This window comes from Paraburkholderia sartisoli (assembly GCF_900107685.1).
GTDB classification, from domain to species: domain Bacteria; phylum Pseudomonadota; class Gammaproteobacteria; order Burkholderiales; family Burkholderiaceae; genus Paraburkholderia; species Paraburkholderia sartisoli.
Window position 1 is genome coordinate 23,655 of record NZ_FNRQ01000005.1, and the last position, 17,728, is coordinate 41,382.

At 64.2% G+C, this 17,728-nt stretch carries 18 protein-coding genes; 14 read left to right on the plus strand and 4 right to left on the minus strand.

The genetic code is table 11. The features are described from left to right. The first annotated feature begins 301 nt into the window (after positions 1 to 301). Complete coding sequence (locus tag BLV45_RS16005) at positions 302 to 655, plus strand: hypothetical protein (protein ID WP_090534787.1); 354 nt, start codon at positions 302 to 304, stop codon at positions 653 to 655. A gap of 148 nt (positions 656 to 803) precedes the next feature. Here the strand turns inward: BLV45_RS16005 and metK are convergent, their stop codons facing one another. After that, a complete protein-coding gene (gene metK, locus BLV45_RS16010; protein WP_090534790.1) occupies positions 804 to 1,991 on the minus strand; it encodes a methionine adenosyltransferase in 1,188 nt (395 codons plus the stop codon). A 277-nt stretch (positions 1,992 to 2,268) separates the two neighbouring features. On the opposite strand from metK, the gene BLV45_RS16015 reads away from it, so the two are divergent. The 9 genes from BLV45_RS16015 (at position 2,269) to hslU (ending at position 11,726) form a co-directional block, all read left to right on the plus strand. Further along, a complete protein-coding gene (locus BLV45_RS16015; RefSeq protein WP_090534792.1) occupies positions 2,269 to 3,153 on the plus strand; it encodes a lipid A biosynthesis lauroyl acyltransferase in 885 nt (294 codons plus the stop codon). A gap of 114 nt (positions 3,154 to 3,267) precedes the next feature. After that, on the plus strand, positions 3,268 to 4,134 hold the full coding sequence (dapF, locus tag BLV45_RS16020; RefSeq protein WP_090534795.1) for a diaminopimelate epimerase: 867 nt from the start codon (positions 3,268 to 3,270) through the stop codon (positions 4,132 to 4,134). 70 nt (positions 4,135 to 4,204) lie between these two features. Further along, positions 4,205 to 4,939: a DUF484 family protein gene (locus BLV45_RS16025; RefSeq protein ID WP_090534797.1), complete on the plus strand. Its 735-nt coding sequence runs from the start codon at positions 4,205 to 4,207 to the stop codon at positions 4,937 to 4,939. Positions 4,940 to 4,973: 34 nt separating this feature from the next. Further along, positions 4,974 to 5,897 carry a tyrosine recombinase XerC gene (gene xerC / locus BLV45_RS16030; RefSeq protein WP_090534800.1) on the plus strand — a complete coding sequence of 308 codons (924 nt, stop codon included), beginning with the start codon at positions 4,974 to 4,976 and terminating at the stop codon, positions 5,895 to 5,897. 133 nt (positions 5,898 to 6,030) lie between these two features. After that, the gene (locus tag BLV45_RS16035; protein ID WP_090534802.1) at positions 6,031 to 7,233 is read left to right on the plus strand and encodes a class I SAM-dependent rRNA methyltransferase; all 1,203 of its coding nucleotides are present in this window, start codon (positions 6,031 to 6,033) and stop codon (positions 7,231 to 7,233) included. A 165-nt stretch (positions 7,234 to 7,398) separates the two neighbouring features. Then, positions 7,399 to 8,490 carry a CobW family GTP-binding protein gene (locus BLV45_RS16040; RefSeq protein ID WP_090534805.1) on the plus strand — a complete coding sequence of 364 codons (1,092 nt, stop codon included), beginning with the start codon at positions 7,399 to 7,401 and terminating at the stop codon, positions 8,488 to 8,490. A 573-nt stretch (positions 8,491 to 9,063) separates the two neighbouring features. Beyond that, entirely contained in the window at positions 9,064 to 9,483 is a 420-nt protein-coding gene (dksA, locus tag BLV45_RS16045; protein ID WP_090534808.1) for an RNA polymerase-binding protein DksA, read from the plus strand. Positions 9,484 to 9,833: 350 nt separating this feature from the next. Next, entirely contained in the window at positions 9,834 to 10,370 is a 537-nt protein-coding gene (gene hslV, locus BLV45_RS16050; protein WP_090534810.1) for an ATP-dependent protease subunit HslV, read from the plus strand. Positions 10,371 to 10,379: 9 nt separating this feature from the next. Then, complete coding sequence (hslU, locus tag BLV45_RS16055) at positions 10,380 to 11,726, plus strand: ATP-dependent protease ATPase subunit HslU (RefSeq protein ID WP_090534813.1); 1,347 nt, start codon at positions 10,380 to 10,382, stop codon at positions 11,724 to 11,726. A gap of 152 nt (positions 11,727 to 11,878) precedes the next feature. On the opposite strand, the gene BLV45_RS16060 is transcribed toward hslU, so the two are convergent. Genes BLV45_RS16060 through BLV45_RS16070 form a run of 3 tightly spaced genes read right to left on the minus strand, consistent with a single transcriptional unit; the run spans position 11,879 to position 14,027 of the window. Beyond that, entirely contained in the window at positions 11,879 to 12,421 is a 543-nt protein-coding gene (locus BLV45_RS16060; protein WP_090534815.1) for a response regulator transcription factor, read from the minus strand. Continuing rightward, positions 12,418 to 13,773, minus strand: a complete 1,356-nt coding sequence (locus tag BLV45_RS16065; RefSeq protein ID WP_090534817.1) for an ATP-binding protein — start codon at positions 13,771 to 13,773, stop codon at positions 12,418 to 12,420. Before BLV45_RS16065 ends, BLV45_RS16060 begins: the two co-directional genes overlap by 4 nt. Positions 13,774 to 13,793: 20 nt before the next feature. After that, on the minus strand, positions 13,794 to 14,027 hold the full coding sequence (locus BLV45_RS16070) for a cysteine-rich CWC family protein (protein ID WP_090534820.1): 234 nt from the start codon (positions 14,025 to 14,027) through the stop codon (positions 13,794 to 13,796). A gap of 281 nt (positions 14,028 to 14,308) precedes the next feature. On the opposite strand from BLV45_RS16070, the gene argB reads away from it, so the two are divergent. The 4 genes from argB (at position 14,309) to BLV45_RS16090 (ending at position 17,535) form a co-directional block, all read left to right on the plus strand. Then, complete coding sequence (gene argB / locus BLV45_RS16075) at positions 14,309 to 15,208, plus strand: acetylglutamate kinase (protein ID WP_090534822.1); 900 nt, start codon at positions 14,309 to 14,311, stop codon at positions 15,206 to 15,208. Between the two features lie 174 nt (positions 15,209 to 15,382). Then, a complete protein-coding gene (locus BLV45_RS16080; RefSeq protein WP_090534824.1) occupies positions 15,383 to 16,204 on the plus strand; it encodes a pyrimidine 5'-nucleotidase in 822 nt (273 codons plus the stop codon). Continuing rightward, entirely contained in the window at positions 16,171 to 16,851 is a 681-nt protein-coding gene (gene slmA / locus BLV45_RS16085; protein WP_090534826.1) for a nucleoid occlusion factor SlmA, read from the plus strand. Before BLV45_RS16080 ends, slmA begins: the two co-directional genes overlap by 34 nt. A gap of 102 nt (positions 16,852 to 16,953) precedes the next feature. Continuing rightward, positions 16,954 to 17,535 carry an HdeD family acid-resistance protein gene (locus BLV45_RS16090; protein WP_245753315.1) on the plus strand — a complete coding sequence of 194 codons (582 nt, stop codon included), beginning with the start codon at positions 16,954 to 16,956 and terminating at the stop codon, positions 17,533 to 17,535. Positions 17,536 to 17,728 lie beyond the last annotated feature (193 nt).

Here is a 17,728-nt window from a genome sequence, read left to right on the forward strand (position 1 = left end):
GAAAAATGGTCACGAGCGCGCGATTGCAGTTCATGACGGGTGTCTGAAACAGCCTTATGGCCCGCTTTTTCCGCACCTTCAAGGGGAAAAACCCGACTTCCTGGCGTCATGAATCGCGTGTAGCCTGCATTCATGTTGATCGCCCATCCCGCCTCTGCGGTGCGCGCGCGGCCTGTGACGGTTGCCGCGGCATCGATCCACGCGTTTTCCGGTTTCTCCATCGACCCCGCTGGCCTGTTTGGTGCTTCTTTAGACGCACCTGCCTTCGCGTGTCCGATGCCCTATTTTTCTGACTGAAACCATGCATACCTTACCGAGTACCGGTTTTACCCGCGCCGCATTAAAGGCTGCGCGTCCCGCGCGCCGCAACGTCATGCGCGCGTTGCGTCATCACTCGGCGCGCACGCGCGCGCTCGCCGAACAATGGCGTGACGCGAAGCCCGTCGACGGCATCCGCCGCTGGTTTCATTCGTTTTTCGCCGCGCTTCGCGTAAGTAGCGGTTCACATCGTTTCTCGCTGCGCACGCTGCTGCGCAAGCCGACCACGCTGCGCACGCTGAACGCGCGTCCGGCTGCCGTGGTTCGCAGCACGAGCCGTCGTCCGCGTCGCGTGTCGGTTACGAGCACGGGCTGGTTTGCGTTCGCGACACGCTGAGTCAAAGGCGGTGGCCGGGCGTTGAGCCCGGCTGATGCAAGGCGCAAACCACCGCGGCACGATTTTCCGGATGGGTAATAAAAAACCCCGCACGGCGCAGGCCGGCGGGGTTTTTTGTATCAAACGCGAACTTCGCGTGCGACCTGGATCAGGCCAGCGCGGCGACCGGTTCGGTGCCGGCCGCTTCCGCGAGCGCGAGCGCCTTGTCGGTCGCTTCCCACGAGAATTCCGGCTCTTCGCGGCCGAAGTGACCGTAAGCAGCGGTTTTCTCGTAGATCGGGCGCAGCAGGTCGAGCATCTGCACGATGCCCTTCGGACGCAGGTCGAAGTGTTCCAGGACCAGACGCGTGATCGTCGCATCCGACACGCGGCCCGTGCCGAACGTGTTAACCATCACCGAAGTCGGCTGCGCCACGCCGATGGCGTACGACACCTGAATCAGGCAGCGCGAAGCCAGACCCGCTGCGACGATGTTCTTCGCGACGTAACGGCCGGCGTAAGCCGCCGAACGGTCGACCTTCGACGGATCCTTGCCCGAGAACGCGCCGCCGCCGTGCGGCGCCGCGCCGCCGTACGTATCGACGATGATCTTGCGGCCGGTCAGGCCGCAGTCGCCTTGCGGGCCGCCGATCACGAACCGGCCAGTCGGGTTCACGAGGAACTTGATGTCGCCCTTGATCAGTTCAGCCGGCAGCGTCGGCTTGATGATTTCCTCGATCACGGCTTCGCGCAGCGTCGACAGTTCGATGTCCGGCGAATGTTGCGTGGACAGCACGACGGTGTCGATGGCGTGCGGCTTGCCGTCGACGTAGCGCACCGTGACCTGCGACTTCGCGTCCGGACGCAGCCACGGCAGGCGGCCGTCGCGGCGCAGGTTGGCCTGGCGCTCGACGAGGCGGTGCGACAGGTGGATCGGCAGCGGCATCAGTTCCGGCGTTTCGTCGCACGCGTAGCCGAACATCAGGCCCTGGTCGCCCGCGCCCTGATCGAGGTTGTTGTCGTGCGCGCGGTCCACGCCCTGGGCGATGTCCGGCGACTGCTTGTCGTACGCGACGAGCACCGCGCAACCGCGGTAGTCGATGCCGTAATCGGTGTTGTCGTAGCCGATGCGCTTGATCGTTTCGCGCGCGACCTGGATGTAGTCGACGTTGGCCGTCGTGGTGATTTCGCCAGCCAGCACGACGAGACCGGTGTTGCACAGCGTTTCCGCTGCGACACGCGAATATTTGTCCTGCGCCAGGATAGCGTCGAGAATTGCGTCCGAAATCTGGTCGGCGACCTTGTCCGGATGACCCTCGGAAACAGATTCGGAGGTAAAGAAGTAATCGTTTGCCACGTTGCAGACTCCTGTGATGTGGTTACGGTTGAGTTTCACGTAGCCAGCTTCGGGAGCCTGAAGCGGCGACGCTTTAGCGGATTTACAAACCGTCAGGCGCGCAAACATGGGTTTGGCGCCCGCCAGCTTCGCCCCGCAAGTTGTCTATTAACTCGGCGAAGCCCGTATTATAGCGACTTCCTCAGATTGTCACAGAGTGACCTCGCGTGATGTATTACGTCCTTTTTACTGGTTTCCTGAAGGTGGTTCCGTGCTGCGCCCCACACGGGGAAGCCGCATGCTGAGCCGCTATGGGGCGAAATTCGCGATCGCGCTGCTGAAACTGTTCGCGCTCTTGCCGTACGGCTTCGTCGCGCGTCTCGGTGACGGCCTCGGCTGGTTGCTGTATCAGGTTCCGAGTAGCCGCAAGCGCATTGTTCACATCAATCTGAAGCTGTGCTTCCCGGAATGGAGCGACGAACGCCGCGAAGACGTCGCGCAGAAGCATTTTCGCCACGCGATCCGCAGCTATCTGGAGCGCAGCGTCCAGTGGTTCGGCTCGGCGCGGAAGCTGGAAAAGCTGGTGCAGGTCGAGAGCGCAATCGACCTGAACGATCCCGATCTGCCGCCTACGCTCTTTCTCGGCCTGCATTTCGTCGGCATCGAGGCGGGCTCGATTTTCCTGAACTATTCGCTGCACCGGACCTGCGGCTCCCTCTATCAGCCGATGTCGAATCCGGAACTCGAAGCGGTGGCCAAGGCCGCGCGCAGCCGGTTCGACGCCGAAATGGCGAGCCGCGCCGACAGCGCGCGCATCGTGCTGCGCTGGCTGCGCGACCGCAAGCCGGTGATGCTCGGCGCCGACATGGACTACGGCATGCGCAACTCGACATTCGTGCCCTTCTTTGGCGTGCCGGCATGCACGCTGACCGCCGTGGGCCGGCTCGCGAAAGTGGGCCGCGCGCAGGTGGTGCCGTTCATCGGCGAAGTGCTGCCGGACTACAAGGGTTACCGGCTGAAGGTGTTCAAGCCGTGGGACAACTACCCCACCGGCGACGACGATCTCGACGCGCGCCGCATGAACGCGTTTCTCGAAGAGCAGATTCCGGATGTGCCGGAGCAGTACTACTGGGTCCACAAACGCTTCAAGACGCGCCCACCCGGCGACCCGAGCTTTTACTGAACACGGACTGAACGCGACGGTTAGCCGGGCCGCGCATCCGACGGCATCCTGGCCGGATGGTCAACGTCGTAACCGGCACCACGCGCACACTCGCGCGTCCCTTACAATAGTGGGATGAAACTCAAATTCACCAAAATGCACGGCGCGGGCAATGACTTCGTCGTGCTCGACGGCTACACGCACCCTGTCTCGCTGACGGCGGCACAGGTGCGTGCGCTCGCGGACCGCCATTTCGGCGTCGGCGCCGACCAGCTGCTGCTGGTCGAACGGCCCACCGTGGGAGGGGTCGACTTTCGCTATCGCATCTTCAATTGCGACGGCGGCGAGGTCGAACATTGCGGCAACGGCGCGCGGTGCTTCGTCAAATTCGTGCGCGACGCGCGTCTGACCGACAAGCACACCGTGCGCGTGCAGGTGCAGAACGGCCTTGCCACGCTCACCATGCAGGAAAACGGCGACGTGTCCGTCGATATGGGCACCCCGGTGTTCGAGCCCGCGCGCGTTCCGTTCGATGCAAGCGGCCTCGAAGGTCGCCGCGAAGGCGGCGACACGCTCTGGCCGCTCGACGTACACGGCGTCACGCGTGAGATTTCGGTTGTATCGATGGGCAATCCGCACGCCGTGCAGGTCGTCGGCGACGTCGAGGCGTTTGCCGTCGGCACCGAAGGCCCCACGATCGAAACGCATCCGCGCTTTCCGCAGAAAGTGAACGCCGGCTTCATGCAGATCGTCACGCGCAGCGAAATCAGGCTGCGCGTCTACGAGCGCGGTGCGGGCGAGACGCTCGCGTGCGGCACGGGCGCGTGCGCGGCCGTCGCGGCGGGCATCCGTCGCGGGCTGCTCGATTCGCCCGTCACGGTGCATACGCATGGCGGCGCGCTGACCATCACATGGAACGGCGCCCAGGACGAGACCGCGCCGCTCATGATGGCGGGGCCGGCCACGACCGTGTTCGAAGGCGAGATCGAACTGGCCGGCTAGCTGCAAACAGAATCCAGCACGAATTCATCATTAACCACTCCACGCCCCGCGCATCCCTTAAGCCGAAACCATGAACGATCGCGAAGTCGCCGAATACCTGCTTGCCAACCCTGATTTTTTCGCCGAACACGCGGAAATGCTCGCGACCATCCGCCTGGCGAACCCGCACGGGAAGGCCGCGGTGTCGCTGCAGGAACGGCAGATGGACATGCTGCGCGACAAGAACAAACACCTCGAACGGCGGCTCGCCGAGCTGCTGCGCTACGGTCACGAAAACGACAGCATCGCGGCGAAGTTCAGCCGCTGGACGACGCGCGTGATGTCGGAACGCGATCCGCACGCGCTGCCGCGCACGATCGCCAACGGCCTGCGCGACATCTTCGACGTGCCGCAGGCGGCGCTGCGCGTATGGGACGTCGCCGACCCGTACGCTCATGCGGAATTCGCGCGCCACGTCGGCGAGGAAGTCCGCATTTTCGCGAACAGTCTGGCTACGCCGTATTGCGGCGCGAACACCGGTTTCGAGGCCGCGCAGTGGCTCGCACCGGCGGTCGCGGCGGTCCCCTCGGCCCCGGCGGCGCAGGACGAGAACGCGCCGGCTGAAGAAGCCGCTGCGCCGTCCACCGGATCCATCGCGCTGCTCGCGCTGCGCGACCCGGAAGCCGCCGTCGATGCAAGCGCGTTCGGCCTGCTCGTGATGGGCTCGCCGGACACCCGGCGTTTTCACGACGGCATGGCAACCGATTTCCTCACACAGATCGGCGCACTCGCCAGCGCGGCGCTGAGCCGCCTGTTGCCGCGCTGACGCCTGCCAGCGCCAGCCCATCGCCATTCCGACCGTGAATCCCGCCGATCCCGTCGCCAGCTACCTCTCGAATCTCGAGCATGAGCGGCGGCTGTCGGCGCACACGCTGCGCGGCTACGCGCACGAACTCGACGAACTGAAAAAGCTCGCGAACGGCCGCCCGTTCGAGCAGCTCACCGCCACCGATATTCGCGGCGCGGTCTCGCGGGCGCACGCGGGCGGGCTGTCGGCGCGCTCGATCAGCCATCGTCTTTCGTCGTGGCGCGCGTTCTATCGCTGGCTCGCCGGGCGGATCGATCTGCCGGTGAATCCGGTTGCCACGGTCCGTGCCCCCAAACAGGCGAAAACGCTGCCGAAGGCGCTTTCCGTCGACGACGCGCACACGCTGATGGAAGCGCCCGCCGCGAACACCGCCGAAGGGCTGCGCGATCACGCGATGCTGGAACTGTTCTACTCGTCGGGGCTGCGGCTGTCGGAGCTGGTCGGGCTGGACGTCGCGTTCGCCGATCGCGACGGCTATCGCTCGGCGGGCTGGCTCAAGCTCGACGCGACCGAGGTCGAGGTGCTCGGCAAGGGCAACCGGCGCCGCGTCGTGCCGGTCGGTACGAAGGCGCTCGACGCGCTGCGCGCCTGGATCGCCGTGCGCGATGAATTCGTGAAACACGATCCGCATCCGCTCTTTCTCTCGTCGCGCGGCAACCGGATGTCGCCGAACGTCGTGCGCGACCGCGTGAAGCGGGCCGCGATGCTCGCGGGCATTCCGGCGAACGTGCATCCGCACGTGCTGCGTCACTCGTTCGCCACGCACGTGCTGCAGTCGAGCGGCGACCTGCGCGCGGTGCAGGAACTGCTGGGGCACGCGAGCATCACCGCCACGCAGGTTTATACGGCGCTCGATTTCCAGCATCTGGCGCGGGTCTACGATCAGGCGCATCCGCGCGCCAAAAAGCGCGACTAGCCCTACTCTTTCCGGCGCCTGAATCGGTCCGCGCCGGCCATATCCATGCATCTTCCCGCGGCGCCCGGGTCACGGACATTCACCCGCGTCCACCCGGTTTCCCGCACGCAATGCCCCCTGGCAAAGTCAAATCATGATCACCGTTACGCTGAAACCGTCGAAAGAGAAGACGCTGCTGCGCCGCCATCCGTGGGTCTATGTGAACGCGATCGATCGCGTCGACGGTGAGCCGGCTTCGGGCGCGACCGTCATCGTCCGGGCGCACGACGGCCGGTTTCTGGCACGCGCGGCGTATAGCGCGCACTCGCAGATCCGGGCGCGCGTCTGGAGCTTCGACGAAGCCGAGCCCATCGACCATGCGTTCTTCAGGCGCCGCGTGCAGCGCGCGCTCGCGCATCGTCAGAAGATGGTGCAGAACACCGGCGCCGTGCGGCTGATCTTCGGTGAGGCGGACGGGTTGCCCGGTCTCGTCGTCGACTATTACGTCGCCGACGACGAAATCCGGCGCGGCCAGATCGTCTGCCAGTTCATGGCGGCGGGTGTCGAGGCGTGGAAGGAAGCGATCGTCGCGGCGCTGACGGATGCAACGGGTTGTCCGAACGTCTACGAACGCTCCGACGTGTCGATCCGCGAGAAGGAAGGCCTCGAACAGACAACCGGCGTGCTGGCCGGCGACGAACCGCCGGCCACGCTGATCGCGGCGGAAAACGGCGTGCGCTATCACGTCGACGTGCGCAACGGCCACAAGACGGGCTTCTACGTCGACCAGCGCGACAACCGCGCGCTCGTGCAGCAGTTTGCGCAGGGCCGCGACGTGCTGAACTGCTTCTGCTACACCGGCGGCTTTTCGCTGGCTGCGCTCAAGGGCGGCGCACAGCGCGTGGTGTCGATCGATTCGTCGGGCGAGGCGCTCGCGCTTGCGCAGCAGAACGTGGCGGCGAACGGCTTCGACGCGGCGCGCGCCACCTGGCTCGATGCCGACGCGTTCAAGACGCTGCGCCGTCTTTACGACGAAGGCGAACGTTTCGACCTGATCGTGCTGGATCCGCCCAAATTCGCGCCGTCGCGCGAACATGTGGACCGCGCGGCGCGCGCTTACAAGGACATCAACCTGACCGGGCTGAAACTGCTCCGGCCAGGCGGCCTGCTCTTCACGTACTCGTGTTCCGGCGCGATCGATGCCGCACTGTTCCAGAAGATCGTCTCCAGCGCGGCGTCCGACGCGCGGATCGACGCGCACATCCTGAAGCGGCTCGGCGCGGGCGTCGACCATCCGCTGCTGACCGCGTTTCCAGAAGGCGAGTATCTGAAAGGCCTGCTGTTGCAAATCGCCTGATCGCCCATAGTTTCGGGATATTTCCCGTCGACGGATTCCGGCGGGATGCCGCTGGCCGGGCGGTCGCAAGCGGCGCCTTGACAGATATGTTTCAATAACTGACCGATCGAGTGGTCGCCGGCACGCGGCCCGCACCTGATTTCACGCATTTAACAGGCACACACCATGATCCCCGTTACCATCCTGACCGGCTTTCTCGGCAGCGGCAAAACCACGCTGCTCAAGCGCATCCTGAACGAAAAGCACGGCATGAAGATCGCCGTGATCGAAAACGAGTTCGGCGAAGAGAACATCGACAACGAAATCCTCGTGCAGGACGCGAACGAACAGATCATCCAGATGAGCAATGGCTGCATCTGCTGCACGATCCGCGGCGACCTCGCGCGCGTGCTCGGCGACCTGGCCGCGAAAAAGCAGGCCGGCGAGCTGGATTTCGACCGCGTCGTGATCGAAACCACCGGCCTCGCCAATCCGGGCCCCGTGGCGCAGACGTTCTTCATGGATAACCAGATCGCCGACGAATTCCTGCTCGACGCGATCATCACGCTCGTCGACGCGAAGCACGCGGATCACCAGCTCGACGAGCACGAAGTCGTGCAGCGCCAGGTCGGTTTCGCCGACCGCCTTTTCATCACGAAGTCCGATCTCGTCGACGAAACGGCGCTGGGCGACCTGCGTCACCGTCTGCTGCACATGAACCCGAAAGCGGCGATCAGGGTCGTCAATTTCGGAGAGGCCGACATCAAGGAAATCTTCGACCTGCGCGGCTTCAACCTGAATGCGAAGCTCGAAATCGACCCGGAGTTCCTCGCCGAGGACGACCACGACCACGACCACGCGCATCATGACCACGATCACGACCATGATCATGACCACGCGAACTGCGACCACGACCACGGCAAGTGCGATCACGAAGGTCACGACCACGATCACGCGCATCACCACCACGCGCACCACGACGACAAGATCAAGTCGTTCGTCTACCGCAGCGAGCGGCCGTTCGACCCGAACCGCCTCGAGGACTTCCTCGGCGGCATCCTGCAGATTTACGGCGAGCGTCTGCTGCGCTACAAGGGCGTGCTGTACATGAAGGGCGTCGATCGCAAGGTGGTGTTCCAGGGCGTACACCAGATGATGGGCAGCGATCTCGCGTCCAAATGGCAGCCGGTTGAAAAGAAAAACAGCAAGATGGTATTTATCGGTATCGAACTGCCGCAGGACCTGATTACCGACGGCCTCGACGCCTGTCTCGCCTGAAGCGCCCGCGTCGCGCAATAACAGGGAGCGGCCCGAAAACGACAAATCTGGCCTCGCCAGCAAATTCGGGCCGCTCGAAAATGCGGGATATGTGAAAGGCGCGTGAAAACCCTGCTGTGCAAAACAGCGAACGACCATCGCTTTTTGGTCGTTAGCGCGTTATATTTTGACGATATCGGCAGTGGCAGCAGGGATTTCCCCCGCTTGTCGTCCCGTATTGTGATTCAGTTACAATACGGGCCCACTGGAGAATGACAACGAAATGCCCGGGACATTGCAGCCCGCACCGGGCACGCACGGCACCGGAAAGTCTCATCCGGAATTCACGCCGGCATGCCGGTTGACACACCGGTTTCGGGGAGCGCGCTGCCAGTAGAAGGATCATGCCTCAGGAGCATCTGTAGACCGGTTTCCAGAGGAGTTCGGCCCCGCATCGGCGCCTTTGGCGTCACGACAGCCCACCGTCCGTGTTCGCCGTCGCTCGATTGAGCGTTAATCAGGGCGTCTTTGCGGGCAACACGAAAGAGCGGGCAATATGTATGAGTTTTGCCTCACATTGAAGAAGCAAGCCAGATGACGACGAAACGACTCTTGACCGAAGCCGAAATCCTGAAGATGAGCGACAAGGATTACATGAATGCGGATCAGCTCGCTTTCTTCAAGAACAAGCTCGAACAGCTGCAGGCGGAAATTCTCCGCAATGCCGGCCAGACGACCGAAAACCTGCGTGAAACCGTGATCGTGCCGGACCCGGCCGACCGCGCGACGATCGAGGAAGAGCATGCGCTGGAGCTGCGCACGCGCGACCGCGAACGCAAGCTGCTGAAGAAGGTTCAGCAATCGCTCGCACGCATCGATTCGGGCGACTACGGCTGGTGCGAGGAAACCGGCGAGCCGATCGGCATTCCGCGTCTGCTCGCACGCCCCACGGCAACCCTGTCGCTCGAAGCGCAGGAACGCCGCGAACTGCGCCAGAAGCTGTTCGGCGACTGACCGCCGCGGCGCGGTTTCGGTCCGCGCCCCAACACGCTGCTTCGTCGAGAGGCGCACGGTGTTCCGTGCGCCTTTTTTCTTCCGGAGCGCACACCTTGACGCCTGCCGGCGCGGCCGTTTCGGCCCCATCTTTACGCATTTTTTTCTTCCTTATCCTGCCTTTTTCCGCCGTTAGCCATCCGGCCGACTCTTGATATGCCCGCGCACGCCCTAAAATAAACCGGACATGCGTTGCACGAGCGCGCGCGCCATCGTCTGGTTTTTCGCGTTGCGCGCCGTCCGCTGACCCGGATTCAAGTAGTGGCGCACAGCGCTGCTGCGTCCTTCCCGTTTTTGCAAAAGGAACGCATATGGAGCAATTTCACGGCACGACGATCGTTTCCGTGCGGCGCGGCGACAAGGTCGCGCTCGGCGGCGACGGCCAGGTGACGCTCGGCAACATCGTCATGAAAGGCGGTGCGAAAAAAGTCCGGCGCATCTATGGCGGCAAGGTGATGGTCGGTTTCGCCGGCGGCACGGCCGACGCCTTTTCGCTCCTCGACCGCTTCGAAGCCAAGCTCGAAAAACACCAGGGCAACCTCACGCGGGCAGCCGTCGAACTCGCCAAGGACTGGCGCACCGACCGCATGCTGCGCCGTCTCGAAGCCATGCTGATCACCGCCGACGAACACACCACGCTCGTCATCACCGGCAACGGCGACGTGCTCGATCCTGAAGGCGGCATCTGCGCCATCGGCTCGGGCGGTGCGTACGCGCAGGCGGCCGCGGCGGCGCTTCTCGCGAACACGGATCTTTCACCGCGCGAGATCGTCGAAAAGGCACTGGAGATTGCCGGCGACATGTGTATCTACACGAACCATAACCGCGTCATCGAGACGATCGAGTAAGGACCCACGATGAGCACCATGACTCCAGCCGAGATCGTCTCGGAACTCGACAAACACATCATCGGTCAGGACCGCGCAAAGAAGGCGGTCGCGGTTGCGCTGCGCAACCGCTGGCGTCGTCAGCAGGTCGAAGAGCCGCTGCGCCAGGAAATCACGCCGAAGAACATTCTGATGATCGGGCCGACGGGCGTCGGTAAAACCGAAATCGCGCGCCGTCTGGCCAGGCTCGCCGACGCGCCGTTCATCAAGATCGAAGCCACGAAGTTCACGGAAGTCGGCTACGTCGGCCGCGACGTCGACAGCATCATGCGCGACCTGATGGAAATCTCCATCAAGCAGACGCGCGAAACGGAAATGCGCAAGGTCCGCACGAAGGCCGAAGATCAGGCCGAAGACCGCATTCTCGACATTCTGCTGCCCACGGCGCGCCCCGTCGGTTTTGGCGCAAGCTCGAGCGCGGCGGACACTGTCGACGAAGGCAGCAGCACGCGCCAGACGTTCCGCAAGCGTCTGCGCGAAGGGCTTCTCGACGACAAGGAAATCGAACTCGACGTCGAGCAGCCGCAGGTCGGCATGGACATCATGGGCCCGCCGGGCATGGAAGACATGACCGAGCAGATTCGTTCGATGTTCGCGAACATCGGCGGCGGCAAGAAGACGCGTCGCAAGCTGAAGGTCAAGGAGGCGCAGAAGCTCCTGACCGACGAGGAAGCCGGCAAGATGCTCAACGACGAGGAAGTCAAGGCCATGGCCGTGCGTAACGTCGAGCAGAACGGCATCGTGTTTCTCGACGAAATCGACAAGATCGCGTCACGCAATGAAGCCGGCGGCGGCGAGGTGTCGCGCCAGGGTGTGCAGCGCGATCTGCTGCCGCTCGTCGAAGGCACCACGATCAATACGAAGTACGGCATGGTGAAGACGGATCACGTGCTGTTCATCGCGAGCGGTGCGTTCCATCTGGCCAAGCCGAGCGACCTGATTCCCGAGCTGCAGGGTCGTTTCCCGATTCGCGTCGAACTCGATTCGCTTTCGGTGAAGGACTTCGAATCGATTCTCGTCGCAACGGACGCGAGCCTCGTCAAACAGTATCAGGCGCTGCTCGCTACCGAAGACGTGCATCTCGACTTCGCTGAAGACGGCATCCGGCGGCTCGCCGAAATCGCGTTCGCGGTCAACGAAAAAACCGAGAACATCGGCGCGCGCCGTCTCTATACGGTGATCGAAAAGCTGCTCGAAGAAGTGTCGTTCTCCGCTGGCAATCACGCGGGCACGAACGTCACGATCGATGCAGCGTATGTCGATCGTGCGCTGAACGAAGTCGCTGAAGACGAGGACCTGTCGCGCTACGTGCTGTAGCCCCGCGCGACGCGCAATACAGCGCTACCCGGCCTGCGCCGGGTAGAACACCAGGCATCACGCAAAAGCAAAACGGGCGGCCTTTCATTCGAAGGCCGCCCGTTTTGTCGTCAACGCCACGCGTTCATGGCGTGCAGGTCACTGCATGCAACTCACTGCCGCACCGGCCGTTTCGCCAGCTTGCGCTGCAGCGTGCGGCGGTGCATGTTCAGCGCGCGGGCCGTCGCGGAAATGTTGTTGCCGTTTTCCGCCAGCACGCGCTGGATATGCTCCCATTCGAGCCGCGCCACGGAAAGTGGCGCCGGGTGGTCGATCGCCTCTTCGGCCTGCAGCGCGCTCGCTTCGCTTTGCAGCGCGGAAAGAATCGATTCGACGTTGGCGGGCTTCGCCAGATAGTTGTCGGCGCCATCCTTCACCGCCTGCACGGCCGTCGCGATGCTCGCGTAGCCCGTCAGCACGAGCATGCGTGCGTCCGGCTGCAGTTCGCGCAACGGCGCGACCAGGTTCAGGCCGGAATCGTTGCCCAGATGCAGGTCGACCGTGATCTGCCCGAACTTCTGCTGGTTCGCGAGCTTGATCGCCTCGCTGGCGTTGTGCGCCTCGGCGACCGTGAAGCCGCGTCGCGTGAGACCCCGCGCGAGGATGCCGGAGAACACTTCGTCATCGTCGATGACCAGAAAATTCATGTCGCTCATGCCTGTTTCTCCGTGTTGGTAGGTGCCGGACCGTTCCGGTTCGCATCCGCCTGGTTAGCGGCCGTCTGCGCGATGCCGGGATTCTCCGCGCCGGAATGTCCGTCGCCAGCTACCGGCAGTCGCAGCACTGCGCGCGTGCCGCGCGGCTTCGTTTCATTGATATCGCCCAGTTCGATCGAGCCGCCGAGACGCGCCGCAGCGGAAAACGCCAGATATAGCCCAACGCCGTGACCGCCCTGCGTGCTGTCGACCGGCATCGTGCCGAGCGAAGGACGCAGCGCCGGCGCAATACCGGGGCCGGCGTCGCAAACCTCGAACTCGATCGTGTCGCCGCGCTCCGTCAGCCGGGCGGTCAGCGTCACGTGATCGCGGCTCGCACGCGCCGCATTATCCAGCAGGATCGTGAGAATCTGGCCGACCGCGACCGTATCGTCAAGGCTGACGTGGTCGGGCGGCGTTCCCGGGCGTTCGAATTTGACATGTGGATGCCGCAGCCGCCATTGCTCGACGAACGATGCGAGCCATTCGCCGACCGTCAACCGGCTGCCCGGCGACGAGGCGCGACTGCGCAGCCGCGCAAGCGCCGACGTACACAACGCCATCTGCTGTTCGAGCAGGGAAATATCCGCCGAATAGGGCGCGAGGCCCTGATCGGTGCGCGCCGCGTCGCGCAGTTCCTCGGCGAGCATCGCGATCGTGGAGAGCGGCGTGCCGATCTCGTGCGCGACGGTGGCGGCCTGCACGCCGAGCGCCACAGCACGCTCATCGCGCAGCAGGCGCTGCTGGGCCTCGCCCAGCGCGGCGTCGCGCAGCCGCAGGGCGCGCGACATCCGCGCCACGAACCACGCGATCAGGCCGACGCTCACCATGAAGTTCACCCACATGCCGGCGCGGTAGTACTCGAAGAGATTCGCCGGATTGTCGAGATTGAGCGGCACGGAATCGAAGCCGAGTACGGCGTAACAGGCCGCCGCGAACGCGGCGAGCCACGCCATCAGATACCAGGGCAGCACGGCCGCGGCAATCGCCAGCGAAGGCAGATACAGCGACACGAACGGGTTGGTCGTGCCGCCCGACAGGAACAGCAGCGCCGACAGGGCGCCCAGATCGACCCAGATCTGGCCGAACAGCTCGAGATTGGATTCGGGCTTCTCGCGCGCCACGCGAAACCACGTCAACCCGTTGAACACGACTTCGAGCGCGATCACGAGCAGCATCGCGGGGAGCGGCAGATGGACGCCGAACATGAACTGGACAACGGCGATCGTGCCAAGCTGCCCGATGATGGCGAAGCTTCGCAGCCAGAAAAGATGCCCGAGGTTGACCCTGCCGGTGGTGGTTATGCGTTGCATGCCGCCAGTTTACCCGTCAGTCAGCCGTCCGGGGCGCCGGGCGCGCCGCTTCGCCGAACGCTTGCGATCTCGCTGGCAAGGCATTCGGGGCACAGGCACCCGCTCCCCGCATCGAGCCGCGCCACTGGCAGCGCCGGCATCGCGCGGCACCAGCACGTGATGTCTTTCGCCCGCGCGCCGCAGTCGAACGCGTGGCCGCAGCGCGGACAACGCACGCTCACCACATCCTGCGAGGAAGAATCTGACGCGCTCATGGCGAAATGATGAACCTGTCGGGAAGTCACAGAAATAATGCCACGTCTTGCACCCGCCGGTAACCGGCCGTTCGGCCAGCTTTTCGACGTCGCGGGAGCGCGGGAAAATCCATCTCATGCCGCGCCGGGCGGGTGTTGTCCCGCCGCGCGGCGGCGCCGTGTTGCGCACCGCACGGGATGCGCCCGGCACGCCGCCACGGCGCGCGTCGAAAACCCTGTTGCAGCGCGCCACTCCTGTACAATTCGCCCTTGTTTCAACTGCCCTGCCTGACTCTGCCGCCATGTCCGAGATCCCAGACCTTTCGCAGATTGCGCCCACCCTGAAAGCCGAGATTCTGGCCGAGGCGCTGCCCTATATCCGCCAGTATCACGGCAAGACCGTGGTGATCAAATACGGCGGCAATGCCATGACCGAAGAACGCCTGAAGCAGGGCTTCGCGCGCGACGTCATTCTGCTGAAGCTGGTCGGCATCAACCCGGTGATCGTGCATGGCGGCGGCCCGCAGATCGACCAGGCGCTCAAGAAGATCGGCAAGCAGGGCACGTTCATCCAGGGCATGCGCGTCACCGACGAAGAAACGATGGAAGTCGTCGAATGGGTGCTCGGCGGCGAAGTGCAGCAGGACATCGTCACGCTGATCAACCACTTCGGCGGTCATGCGGTGGGCCTGACGGGCAAGGATGGCGGCCTCATTCACGCACGCAAGATGCTGATGCCGGACCGCGACAGTCCGGGCCAGTACGTCGACATCGGCCAGGTCGGCGAAGTCGAGGCGATCAACCCGGCGGTCGTGAAAGCGCTGCAGGACGACGCGTTCATTCCGGTGATCTCGCCGATCGGCTTCGGCGAAGACGGGCTGTCGTACAACATCAACGCGGATCTGGTCGCGGGCAAGCTGGCCGTCGTGCTGAACGCCGAAAAACTCGTCATGATGACCAACATCCCCGGCGTGATGGACAAGGCGGGCAACCTGCTGACGGATCTGTCCGCACGCGAGATCGATTCGCTGTTCGCGGACGGCACGATCTCGGGCGGCATGCTGCCGAAGATCTCGTCGGCGCTCGACGCGGCAAAGAGCGGCGTGCGCTCGGTGCATATCATCGACGGCCGCATCGAGCATTCGGTGCTGCTCGAAATCCTGACCGAACAGCCGTTCGGCACGATGATCCGTTCGCATTGAGCACGTCATGAAACACGGTGCGCGCAGTCGCGCGCGTACCGTGCCGCGCCGCCCGCAGCCGTTGTGCGGCGGCGGCGCGATGCTTCACCGGCCCGCTGTATTTCACCACGCTGCATCCAGCGCTTTCCGGCCTGCCTTTCCGCACCCAGACAGGCCCCAAAACCGGCCCCCCGCATGGCCTCTCCCGTTTCCACTGCCAGCATGACGCGTCCTTCCCATTCCAAACGCCGTCGGCCGCATGTCGGTGGTGGCACGCCCGTGTGGCTCTTCGATCTCGACAACACGCTGCACCGCGCATCGCACGCGATCTTTCCGGCGATCAACCAGGCGATGACGCAGTACATCATCGACACCCTGCAGGTCGAACGCGACGAGGCGAACCGTCTGCGCACCGGCTACACGCAGCGTTACGGCGCGACGCTGCTGGGTCTCGCGCGCCATCATCCGGTCGATCCGCACGACTTTCTCAAGGTCGTACACACGTTCCCCGATCTGCGCGCGATGCTGCGCGCCGAGCGCGGCCTCGCGCGTCTCATCGAGGCGCTGCCGGGCCGCAAGATCGTGCTGACCAATGCGCCTGAAAAGTACGCGCGCGCGGTGCTCGACGAACTGCGCATCGCGCCACTGTTCGAGCGCGTGATCGCGATCGAGCACATGCGCGACCGGCGCACGTGGCGCGCGAAACCCGATCCGTCGATGCTGCGTCGAGCCATGCGCGACGCGCACGTCAGTCTCGCGGACGCCATCCTCGTCGAAGACACGCGCAGCCATCTGAAAAGCTACCGGCGACTCGGCATCCGCACGGTGTGGATCACCGGCCACCTGCCGGCGCAGCGCCGCGCGGAGGGCGTGCCGGCGCGTCTGCCGGGCACCGGCCGTCCGCACTATGTCGACTGGTCGATTCGTTCGTTAAAATCATTGCGATCGGGCATCCGCTCGGGGCGACTGAAAAGGCGACATCCATGCAGCCGACTGACAGACCTGACCCGCCGGTAGACGACGCGCATCACGACACCCGCGATACCAGTGGCACCCGCGCGCCGCGCCTGAAGCCCGGCGAGCGGCGCGTCCATATCCTGCAGACGCTCGCCGCCATGCTGGAGGCGCCCAAGAGCGAAAAAATCACCACCGCGGCGCTCGCCGCGCGGCTCGGCGTCTCGGAAGCGGCGCTTTACCGTCATTTCGCCAGCAAGGCGCAGATGTTCGAAGGGCTGATCGAATTCATCGAGCAATCCATCTTCGGGCTCATCAACCAGATCGTGTCGAAGGAGCCCAACGGCGTGCTTCAGGCGCGTTCGATCGCGCTCATGCTGCTCAACTTCGCCGCACGGAACCCCGGCATGACGCGCGTGCTGACGGGCGAGGCGCTCGTCGGCGAACACGAACGGCTGGCGGAACGCGTGAACCAGATACTGGAGCGCGTCGAGGCGTCGCTCAAGCAATGCCTGCGGCTCGGACTGATGGACGTCAACACGCAGGCCGGCAACGCTGCCGTGCCGCTGCCGGCGGACTACGATCCCGCCGTTCGCGCAAGTCTGCTGGTGAGCTACATCATCGGACGCTGGTACCGCTTTGCCCGCAGCGGCTTCTCGCGCACGCCCGGCGAACACGCCGAAGCGCAGTTGCTGCTCATCCTCCAGTAACGCGCGACCTTCTCCCATTTTTTGAGATCGACGCATCGTGGCCTGTGCAACGATGCGCGGCGGCCTTTCGCGCCGCGTTCAAAACATCTGGGAGAACACATAATGATGAATCGTCCTGTCCTGTCTGCGTTGCCGCCCGGTCTTTCCTCGCTTTCGGCTCACTGGGGATGGCTCCTGCTTCGTGGCATCGTCGCGATCGTTTTCGGCGTGCTCGCTTTCCTCTGGCCCGACCTGACGTTAGCCACGCTGGTGATCGTGTGGGGCGCCTACGCCGTCGTCGATGGTGCATTTGCGCTGGTGTACGGCATCGGTGGCGCGGGCAACCGGCGCTGGATGTATGTGCTGGTCGGGCTGACCGGCATACTCGCCGGGCTCGCCGCGCTCTTCTGGCCCGGCACCGCGGTCATCGTTCTCGTGATGATCATCGGCTACTGGGCATTTATCGTCGGCGTCTTCGAGATCATTTACGCGATCCAGTACCGTCGCGCGCAGGCGCACCCCTGGCTGATCGGCCTGTCGGGATGCCTGTCGGTCGTGATCGGCCTGCTCATCGTGATGTGCGTCTATCCGGTGGGCGTGCTGTCGGTGGTATGGCTCATCGGCAGCTATGCGATCGTGTACGGCATCCTGATGACGCTCGCGGCCATCCAGCTGCGACGTTTCCAGCGCCGGCTGACGGCTTGAGCGCCCACATTCATTGAATCCGGTGCGATCCGGGCGCCGGATCGCATCACCCTCACAGAACGGCGCGCGCCGCTATCTCAGAACTTTCCGCTATAATTTGCGCCTGATTGCGGTATTCGCTGCGATAGCGGCCACCGGAACATGCAGGATGAATGACGCGCCGATTTGCTGACTCGATTGCGGGCGCGCGAAC